Origin of the sequence: Xanthovirga aplysinae, assembly GCF_009711365.1 — a bacterium.
In the GTDB taxonomy this organism is placed as follows: Bacteria; Bacteroidota; Bacteroidia; order Cytophagales; family Cyclobacteriaceae; genus Xanthovirga; species Xanthovirga aplysinae.
In genome coordinates, this window is record NZ_SMMB01001119.1 from 1 (window position 1) to 8,528 (window position 8,528).

9 protein-coding genes are annotated in these 8,528 nt (G+C 35.1%); 5 read left to right on the forward strand and 4 right to left on the reverse strand.

Features of this window, described 5'->3' with window-relative positions:
- Positions 1–693 precede the first annotated feature (693 nt).
- The 4 genes from E1171_RS24650 to E1171_RS13400 all read left to right on the forward strand — a co-directional run bounded on the left by E1171_RS24650 (position 694) and on the right by E1171_RS13400 (position 3,142).
- Positions 694–828, forward strand: coding sequence for a hypothetical protein (locus E1171_RS24650; protein WP_281347211.1), 135 nt, complete (start codon positions 694–696; stop codon positions 826–828).
- Positions 829–1,051: 223 nt separating this feature from the next.
- A complete protein-coding gene (locus E1171_RS13390) occupies positions 1,052–1,516 on the forward strand; it encodes a Fur family transcriptional regulator (RefSeq protein ID WP_155206523.1) in 465 nt (154 codons plus the stop codon).
- A 4-nt stretch (positions 1,517–1,520) separates the two neighbouring features.
- Positions 1,521–1,865, forward strand: a complete 345-nt coding sequence (locus E1171_RS13395) for an STAS domain-containing protein (protein ID WP_155206524.1) — start codon at positions 1,521–1,523, stop codon at positions 1,863–1,865.
- Between the two features lie 5 nt (positions 1,866–1,870).
- On the forward strand, positions 1,871–3,142 hold the full coding sequence (locus E1171_RS13400; RefSeq protein ID WP_155206525.1) for an adenylosuccinate synthase: 1,272 nt from the start codon (positions 1,871–1,873) through the stop codon (positions 3,140–3,142).
- 216 nt (positions 3,143–3,358) lie between these two features.
- Here E1171_RS13400 and E1171_RS13405 read toward each other — a convergent pair whose 3' ends face one another.
- On the reverse strand, positions 3,359–4,771 hold the full coding sequence (locus E1171_RS13405) for an MATE family efflux transporter (protein ID WP_155206526.1): 1,413 nt from the start codon (positions 4,769–4,771) through the stop codon (positions 3,359–3,361).
- Between the two features lie 4 nt (positions 4,772–4,775).
- Positions 4,776–5,201 (reverse strand): MarR family winged helix-turn-helix transcriptional regulator, encoded by a 426-nt coding sequence (locus E1171_RS13410; protein WP_155206528.1) that lies wholly within the window; start codon positions 5,199–5,201, stop codon positions 4,776–4,778.
- Between the two features lie 247 nt (positions 5,202–5,448).
- On the opposite strand from E1171_RS13410, the gene E1171_RS13415 reads away from it, so the two are divergent.
- A complete protein-coding gene (locus E1171_RS13415; protein WP_155206530.1) occupies positions 5,449–6,183 on the forward strand; it encodes an SOS response-associated peptidase in 735 nt (244 codons plus the stop codon).
- Between the two features lie 225 nt (positions 6,184–6,408).
- On the opposite strand, the gene E1171_RS13420 is transcribed toward E1171_RS13415, so the two are convergent.
- Together E1171_RS13420 and E1171_RS23855 are read right to left on the reverse strand one after the other, a co-directional pair.
- Complete coding sequence (locus E1171_RS13420) at positions 6,409–7,842, reverse strand: ArnT family glycosyltransferase (protein ID WP_155206531.1); 1,434 nt, start codon at positions 7,840–7,842, stop codon at positions 6,409–6,411.
- A 306-nt stretch (positions 7,843–8,148) separates the two neighbouring features.
- Positions 8,149–8,528 (reverse strand): hypothetical protein (locus E1171_RS23855; protein WP_187696444.1); only part of this gene is annotated, 380 nt, incomplete at its 5' end.

An 8,528-nucleotide genomic window follows, 5' to 3' on the forward strand; every position in this document is an offset into this window, starting at 1 on the left:
AAAGTTACCCGCTTTGATGCTAAAGAATAGTTTTTGATTTTTTAGTTGATTTAAAGGGCTAAACCCCAAAGATAAGTTTGGAAAGAAATTATTTTTTTACAGGTTAATATTTTAATTTTTGTAAATATTATAAACCACTTTTTATTTGAGTAGATAAATACCATCCATGATTGATGTGTTTTCTTGTGGTTTGGGGATGTTTTGGAAAAGATGTTCTTTGTGAATTAGTTGATTTTTTGAAATATCTATTCAGGTGAAAAGTACTTTCCTTGTTATTTATGGTTTCCTGACACTAAGAGATGTCAAAAGAGAATTCCCTATAAAAGTCCGCTTCTTCTTTCTTTTCCATAGAAAAAGCAAAAGTGTTGGTTGTTGGTACCTTCCATTTTCATTATTCTGGGTTGGATGTTATTAATTCAAAAGATGAAGATAAAATTAGTGTATTGGTGAAATCAAAGAAGTCAGGAGTAACAGACCTTGTGGAATGCATTAAGAATTTTAAGCCTACGAAAATAGCCATTTAAGAAATTTAATTTTCAAAGTGCTGAGGCTTACAGCGAAATGGTAAATAATTGACTTGATTAAGAAAATCAGTTATTGACTAATGTAAGATTGCTTGATCATATCAAAAATATAAATTCAAAAGAATATCATTAATTCGATTTTCGACATTATTTAGTTGGTGATTTTAAAATGGAAAATGGGCGTGGAGCTGATATTTTATCCGTTTGGTGGTATAATAGAAACCTTCAGGAGATAACAGAAAGTTCTATGGAAAGAATACTTTTTATTATTGAGAATGGGCATGCGAGCGTTTTAGGCCAGTAATTGAAAAGCTCCCCAGAGTATGAATTTGTAGAGTTTAATAGTTTGGACTGAAACCTATATAAAGACCAATAAAATTTTAAAAATACAGTCCTTTCAAATCATTTTTTTCCTTTGGAGAGGGGGAAGCTTTTGGGTTCAGCTGCTTTTTTAACCAACTCCAAGCTCATCTAGTCGTTTTATTATATTATATTTGTGAGGCTTTAATCATTTGTAAGCTAAAATTATGGCGATAAGTGAATCTGCATACTTGGAGGTAAGGAAGATTTTTACTGCTTACCTGGAAAATAAGGGGTTGAGAAAAACACCTGAGCGTTTTGCAATTCTGGAGGAAATTTATTCTCGGGATGGGCATTTTGATGTTGAATCTCTCTATATCAGCATGAAAAACAAAAATTACCGTGTGAGTCGGGCTACGGTGTATAATTCCTTGGATTTATTGGTTGAGTGTGACCTAGTCAGTAAACACCAATTTGGGAAAAACCTGGCCCAATACGAAAAATCATATGGTTATAAACAACATGATCACCTAATTTGTACGGAATGTCACAAAGTGGTGGAGTTTTGTGATCCTAGGATTCAGAATATCAAGACCATGGTGGGTGATTTGATGCATTTTGATATTTTACATCATTCTCTGAATCTTTACGGAATTTGTCCGGACTGTAAAGAGAAGGAAAAAAATAACTAGAATTATGACTTTTACACACGAATTAGAAAAGCAAGTGCTAGTTTTACAATTCTCCGGAGATTTGATTGGGGAAAATAACGGTCCTCAATTAATGGACCTTGTAAATGACCATATTAATGAAGGGGTGAAACGATGTGCTGTGGATATTTCCCAATTACGCTACATCAATAGTAGTGGTCTGGGGGTATTGATTACACTTCTTACCAAATTTCGAAATGTTGAAGGGGAGGTAGTGCTTATTAATCCTTCTGAACAGGTGAAAAAGTTGTTAATTATTACTAAACTGAATGCGATTTTTCAAATCGTCAATACAAAAGAGGAGGCAATTTCTAAACTGGAAAAAGTTTAAGTAAAATGAGTGTAGATATATTGTTAGGCTTACAATGGGGGGATGAAGGTAAGGGAAAAGTTGTGGATTTCCTGGCACCTAAATATGATGTGGTAGCCCGTTTTCAGGGAGGACCAAACGCAGGACATACCTTGGAGTTTGATGGCATTAAGCATGTTTTGCATCAGATCCCATCAGGAGTTTTTCGTCCGGAAATAAGAAATATTATTGGAAATGGAGTGGTGCTTGACCCTGTTATTTTAAAAAAGGAGATAGAAGGCCTGGCAAAATATAAGGTGAATCTGGAGGAAAACCTGATAATTTCGAAAAAAGCACAACTTATTTTGCCTACTCACCGACTCTTGGATGCTGCTTATGAAAAGGCAAAAGGAGAAGAGAAGATAGGTTCAACTTTAAAAGGAATTGGCCCTACATATCAGGATAAAATTGGAAGAAGTGGGTTAAGGGTAGGGGATTTGCTGTCTCCTAATTTTATAGAAAAATATAAAGCCCTGGTAGAGCAGCACAAAACAATTCTGGAATTCTATAACTTTAAATATGAATTGCAATCTGCCGAAGAAAAGTTTTTTGAGGCAGTAGAGTTTTTGAAGAAATTCAACCTTTCTGATTCTGAGTACCTGATTAATGAAGCTATAAGTTTTAAAAAATCCATTTTAGCAGAAGGAGCGCAAGGTTCTTTATTAGATATTGATTTTGGAAGTTATCCATTTGTAACCAGCTCCAATACCATGGCAGCAGGAGCTTGTACTGGTTTGGGTGTTGCTCCAAAGAATATTGGAGAGGTTTATGGAATTTTTAAAGCTTATTGTACAAGGGTTGGTAGTGGACCTTTTCCAACAGAGCTATTCGACGAAGATGGTAAGCGCATGCAAAAGGAAGGGAATGAATTTGGAGCTACAACAGGTCGCCCAAGGCGTTGTGGTTGGTTGGACCTTCCGGCGCTCAAATATACCGTAATGATTAATGGTGTTACTCAGCTTTTTATGATGAAAGCGGATGTTTTGAGTATTTTTGAGGAAATCAAGGTTTGTACCCACTATGAAATGGCTGATGGTCATATGCTGGATGTATTGCCATATGAAATAGGTGATGGGAGCCTTAAACCGGTTTATAAGACCATGAAGGGTTGGAATAAATCCTTAAATGGGGTTTCTACTTTTGAAGAGATGCCACTGGAGTTAACCAATTATATCCAATATCTGGAGGAACAGTTGGAAGTGCCAATTAATATAGTTTCCATTGGTCCAGACAGGACCGAAACTATTATCCGAGAATAGGATTTTCGAAATATAAAATATCCTTTTTTGTGTTTGGAGATAAAGAAAGCAGCCAGGAAAACTGGCTGCTTTTTCTTTGATGTATTCATAGGAATAAGTAATAAAATTAAGAAATGGGAATGGAGAGTGATTTCATTTTTTATTTCCTATATCTTATATCTGACAATGGATCTCTTTGTGTAAAGATATGGACAAAACTAAATTTTAAATTTTTCATCAAATACTTGCCACTAGTTTATCCTTGGAGACTGTATCCATGCTAGCATTCTTATTTTTGGCTCGTAATTTTTTCCATTCTGGAATAAGGAAAATTAGGGTTAATAACACAGAAAGTAAATCCGATATAGGAAATGCTTCCCAGATTCCATCCAATCCATTAATACGGGACATGATCCAAACTAAAGGTGCCAGAAATAAAAGCTGCCGAGAAAGGGTCATGATTAAAGCAGGCCCTGCTTTGCCTATTACCTGGAAAAAAACGGAACCAATAATTTGAATGCCAATTAAAGATAAAGCTAAAGCAACCATTCTCAATCCTGAAGCCCCCATGTCGAGTAATTGTGGATCAGTGGAAAACAATTTCAATACCATTTTTGGATCAAAGCAAAGGATTAAAAAAATAAGGGTTGAGAAAATTGTGGCCGCAATAGTGGTTAATCGTAAGGATTCTTCCACTCGATTTAATTTCCCGGCTCCCAAATTATATCCAGCAACAGGCATTAGGCCTTGAGCCAATCCAAAAAGTGGGAAGGTAGCAATCATTAAGATTCTTCCTAGAATCCCAAATACAGCTAAGGAAATTTCGCCTCCATATTGTAGCAAAGCGTGATTGACCACAAGGTATAAAGCACTGGTAGATCCCTGACGTGCAAAAGTAGCAGCTCCCAAGCTAATGATCTCCTTGCTGGTTTTAATATTAATCCTTAGATATTTAGGTTTTACGCTAACTGTACTTTTTCCACTAAAATAAAAGCCAACCATATACCCCAGTGCAAGGATTTGGGAGATCACAGTGGCCCAGGCAGCTCCCTTTATTCCCATATTAAAGTTGATGATAAAAATAGGGTCCAGAATTAAGTTTACCAAGGCAGATATGAGCATGGTGACCATGGCGGTTTTTGCCTTTCCCTCAGAGCGTACGGAATTATTTAGCATAATGGCCATGCCAAAAATTGGGGCTCCGGCAAAAACTACAATAAAGTAATCATAGGCATAGGGCATAAGGGCTTCACTTGCACCAAAGAACTTTAAAAGGGGAGTAGCAAACAAATAGCCGAAAATGGTGGGAATAATTACAAAAATTGCCGTCAAAACTATCATGTTACCCAACACCTTATTGGCTTGATCATATTTTTCAGCTCCCAGAAATCGAGCGAGTAAAGAACCTCCTCCTGGACCGATGGAAGCACCCAGGGTGGTTACAATCATCGTGATCGGCAAAACTATGGCCATGCCTCCCATGGCCATAGTTCCTGCAAAACGAGATACAAATATTGTGTCGACAACATTATAAAGCACCATTACGAGCATTCCAATAATGGAGGGAACCGAAAGCTGTATCAATAATTTACTTATTTTTTCTTCCCCCAATCTTTTACTTTTTTCAATTGCTTCCCTTTGCTTGCTCATATTCCTACTTGGTATTTTCTTTTAATCGCTCCAAAAAATCTCTTAAAACATCTTGTTCTTCTTCCGAAAACCCGTCCATTAAACGCTCATTTAATTCTTTTAGAACTACTTGTAATTTCTTTTCTACCTGCAGCCCGTAATCAGTGAGGTATAATTTGCAGTTCCTTAAATCATTTGGATCTCGTTCTTTACGTACAATCCCTACTTTTTCAAGTATTTTTATGTTTTTGGTAACCGTGGGCTTGTTGACCATTGCTTTTTCTCCCAGTTGCATTAGATTAATACCCGGGAATTTATTCAGATTGCTTAAGTAGGTGATTTGCCCAGATTGTAATTCTACATCGCACATCATTTCGTTTACCATTTTTACCATGTTGTGATAAACTCGTGCAATGTTTCTTCCATAAATAGGCTCTTTAGATTTATCCATAATTAGTTCGCTATGAAACTATACCAAGGTACGTATTAAATTAGTTTCATGACGAACTAATTACGTTAGAGTTTTTCTAATGTTTTATATTTTTCCGAATTTTTACAAAAGTCATATCCTTATAAGAGAAATCCCTTACCGGGATTTTTTCGAAAATCCAATTCATTTAAATTGTCAGAAATAATCCTGAAAGAGAAAATCCACTCACAAAAGAGAAAGTTAAAAACATTACCAAATCAATTTATCAATGTGTTTTCATTATGCCCTGCAGGTAGAGGCCCAGCAAATAGAAAATAGATACCAGGCACACTTTAGTGTGCCTGAAGAATTCCATAAGTTCTATTATACCAATGCCTACGACCATAGGCCATTGCCAATAATTACTAATGAAACCCCGGAATTAATCCAGAATTTTTTTTGGGGACTTATTCCATACTGGGTAAAAGATAGGGAAAGTGCCTTAGAACTTTGGTCTAAGACCCTCAATGCCCGTTCTGAAACAGCATTTGAAAAGCCTTCTTTTCGACATGGGATTCGATACCAAAGATGCTTAATACCTTGCACAGGTTTTTATGAATGGCATACCTATCAAAAGAAAAAGTACCCTTATTTTTTATATCTAAAGGGAAAACCTATATTTTCCTTGGCGGGTATTTGGGAAAGTTGGATAGAGAAAAAATCCGGTAAGAAAGTTAACACCTTTTCAGTGTTAACAACAGAAGCTAATTCATTGGTAGCTAAAATTCACAATGAAAAAAAGCGCATGCCTGTAATTTTGACTGTTGAAAACGAAAAGAGGTGGTTAAGTTCATCCAGCTCTAAAGAAGAAACGTTCTCTCTACTTAGCCCTTTGGAGGACCAGAAGATGGAAGCACATAGTATCAGTAAATTAATTACCTCCCGTAAGGACAATCCTAATCAGGAATCTGTCCAGAAACCCTTTCATTACAAAGAGTTGGATATTCCAGATACCTTACCGTAGATTTATTCTGGCTCTAATTACAAATTTTTATTACAAATAGACCAGGAGCTTTTTGAGGATAAAATTTTATTATTAAAACTCCTTCTCTTCAAGAATATCTAAATAAAACAAAAAATTAAGGCCAAGGATTTAATTCATTTCGATATTCTATTAATTAAAATTGAATTCTTTTATAAGGGTTTCAGTAAATAACTTGGAATTCTTAATGCGAAGAAAATGTGGTAGTCATTTTGATTCAGCTTCTTTTAATTGATAAAGTACTAACGTATTTAGGGGAAGGGTAACTTTATGATAATTTTTAAGAATTCTTTCCTTGTCGGAGCTTCCTTGCTTTAATCCAAGGTGAAATTTATGCTGATATTTTTCATTTGGATCAAGGCTGATGTCGGCATAGCGATGGAAATACCCGTATAATTCCCAGTTTTCTCTCAATTCTTTACATAATCCAACAATGTTATTGGATGGAACAATTTCCATAATGGAATAAACATCAAGTATTATGTCTTTACTTCGACCAATTTTATCCTTTTGAGACAAGGAAAGGGTAACGCCAGATAAAAAGAGCAAATATGATCCATATTTGAAGGCTTTATACCAATTTCCTTTAAGGTTGATTTGTCTTGTTAAATAGCGAATGGGGTCAACTGAGATCAAGGCTAGAGCAATTGTGAAAAAAGGAAAAACGGGTAAAATATAAATGCCACTTTGTTTTAGACTTATCATAATAGGTATTACTCCGGAAAAGGAAAGAAATATAAAAGGAAATGCTGTTTTAAAGGAATTTTTAAGAAGAGAAAGGGAGTAACTTCTCTTAAAGGCAATTAAAAGAACTGTTAGAATGATAATCAAGGCGGGCAGTAACTCCTCAAAAGTTCTTTTTAGAATATAAAAACGGCTCCCAACAGTTTGAACCTCCCTTAAACTCTTGACTACTTGTTGATTAAAATATTTTTGTAAGCTATCAGCAGCGTCGGGAGAAGTAAGTAGTAAGAAAATAAAAGGTAGAATAGTAAAAATTATGATAATACAAGTATCAGCTAACATTCTTTTAAAGGAAATCTTCTTCCGGAAGATCCAGTAAAAGAAGGGGAAAGACCAGGGGAAAAGTGCTATAAAGCCTTTGGTTAATGCACCAAAAAGAAGGGTTAGTCCTGCACTGAATAGCATTAATCCACGATTACGCTTTTGCGCTTTTAGGTAAAGAAAAATTGAGGTGCAAATGAAAATGCTCATGGTGTTTTCGAGCATATTATTTGCACAGGCCCAACTTACAATGGGAACGGTGATCCAGTATATTAGGGGAAGCCAGGAAAACGCATATTTTCCGGTTATTTCCTTCCAAATTATTACCATAATTGCTCCCACCATCAAGAAGGTAAGCAAAGAATAGACTCGTTCAATATAAAGACTATTTCCAAAAATTTTAAAAAATGTGCTCTGAAGAAAAAATGCCAGGGGAGGGTGTTCGTGAAATGCTATACCTAAGGTTTTGGATAAAGAGGGATACCAAAATGTCCCCAGATTATTTGCTAAATTTTTTGAAATAGTTGCATACCAAAGACCATCCATAAACATTCCGTCGGAAAATAATCTTGGTCCTGTAATCACAATAAAAAGCCCTAAAACAAAACAAAAGAACACATGGTGCTGGCCTTTCATAGGAGGTTTGGTGAAATTAATTAAGAGAAAGTAAAATTGGATGAAGAGAGTGGGTAGGCTTTTTTATCAACAACAAATTAAAAATGAAATAGTTAGTGGAAACTATTCATTTGGAGAGGGTTTTTAAAGAATTATTGGGCTAGAAGCACTTAAAGTTGGGGCATCTTATTTCCGAAATCAGAATAGGAGCCCCTTAATGTTTATGTTCAGGTTTAAATAATCTGATATTTTTATTGTGAAGGAATAACTAAAGTTTCTGGATCAAACCTACAACATTTATGGTAATGAAGATTTTCTTTAAACTCATCACTGTTTACTTTGTTTATTCCTTATTTTATAAAGCTCATAGACTTCAAGATTAACAGGGACTTTCTCGTAACCTTTTAGATATTTTTTGTCATTTAAGCAGCCTTTTTTACTTAAATAGAATGAATGTTTTTTATTTTGGCTTGGGTCTAAGCTTATTTCACCATATCGATGGAAATAGCCGATTGGTCCCCATTCTTCTTCCATTTTGGGACAAAGACCAATAGTACTTCCTTTTGTTACATAATCCATGATTGTGTAGATATCACTGATTATTTTTTTATCTCTTCCTATTTTCCCTTTTTGTGCAAGAGAAAGTCCAATTCCTGTTAATAAAAGAAAATAGGATATTTTTTTAAAAATTTTAAACCCTTTGCTAT

Bases quoted from the DNA above. Each gene is read 5' to 3' on its own strand.
- E1171_RS13405 (WP_155206526.1), bottom strand. From the start codon at position 4,771: ATGAGCAAGCAAAGGGAAGCAATTGAAAAAAGTAAAAGATTGGGGGAA.
- E1171_RS13390 (WP_155206523.1), top strand. From the start codon at position 1,052: ATGGCGATAAGTGAATCTGCATACTTGGAGGTAAGGAAGATTTTTACT.
- E1171_RS13415 (WP_155206530.1), top strand. From the start codon at position 5,449: ATGTGTTTTCATTATGCCCTGCAGGTAGAGGCCCAGCAAATAGAAAAT.
- E1171_RS24650 (WP_281347211.1), top strand. From the start codon at position 694: ATGGAAAATGGGCGTGGAGCTGATATTTTATCCGTTTGGTGGTATAAT.
- E1171_RS13400 (WP_155206525.1), top strand. From the start codon at position 1,871: ATGAGTGTAGATATATTGTTAGGCTTACAATGGGGGGATGAAGGTAAG.
- E1171_RS13410 (WP_155206528.1), bottom strand. From the start codon at position 5,201: ATGGATAAATCTAAAGAGCCTATTTATGGAAGAAACATTGCACGAGTT.
- E1171_RS13395 (WP_155206524.1), top strand. From the start codon at position 1,521: ATGACTTTTACACACGAATTAGAAAAGCAAGTGCTAGTTTTACAATTC.
- E1171_RS13420 (WP_155206531.1), bottom strand. From the start codon at position 7,842: ATGAAAGGCCAGCACCATGTGTTCTTTTGTTTTGTTTTAGGGCTTTTT.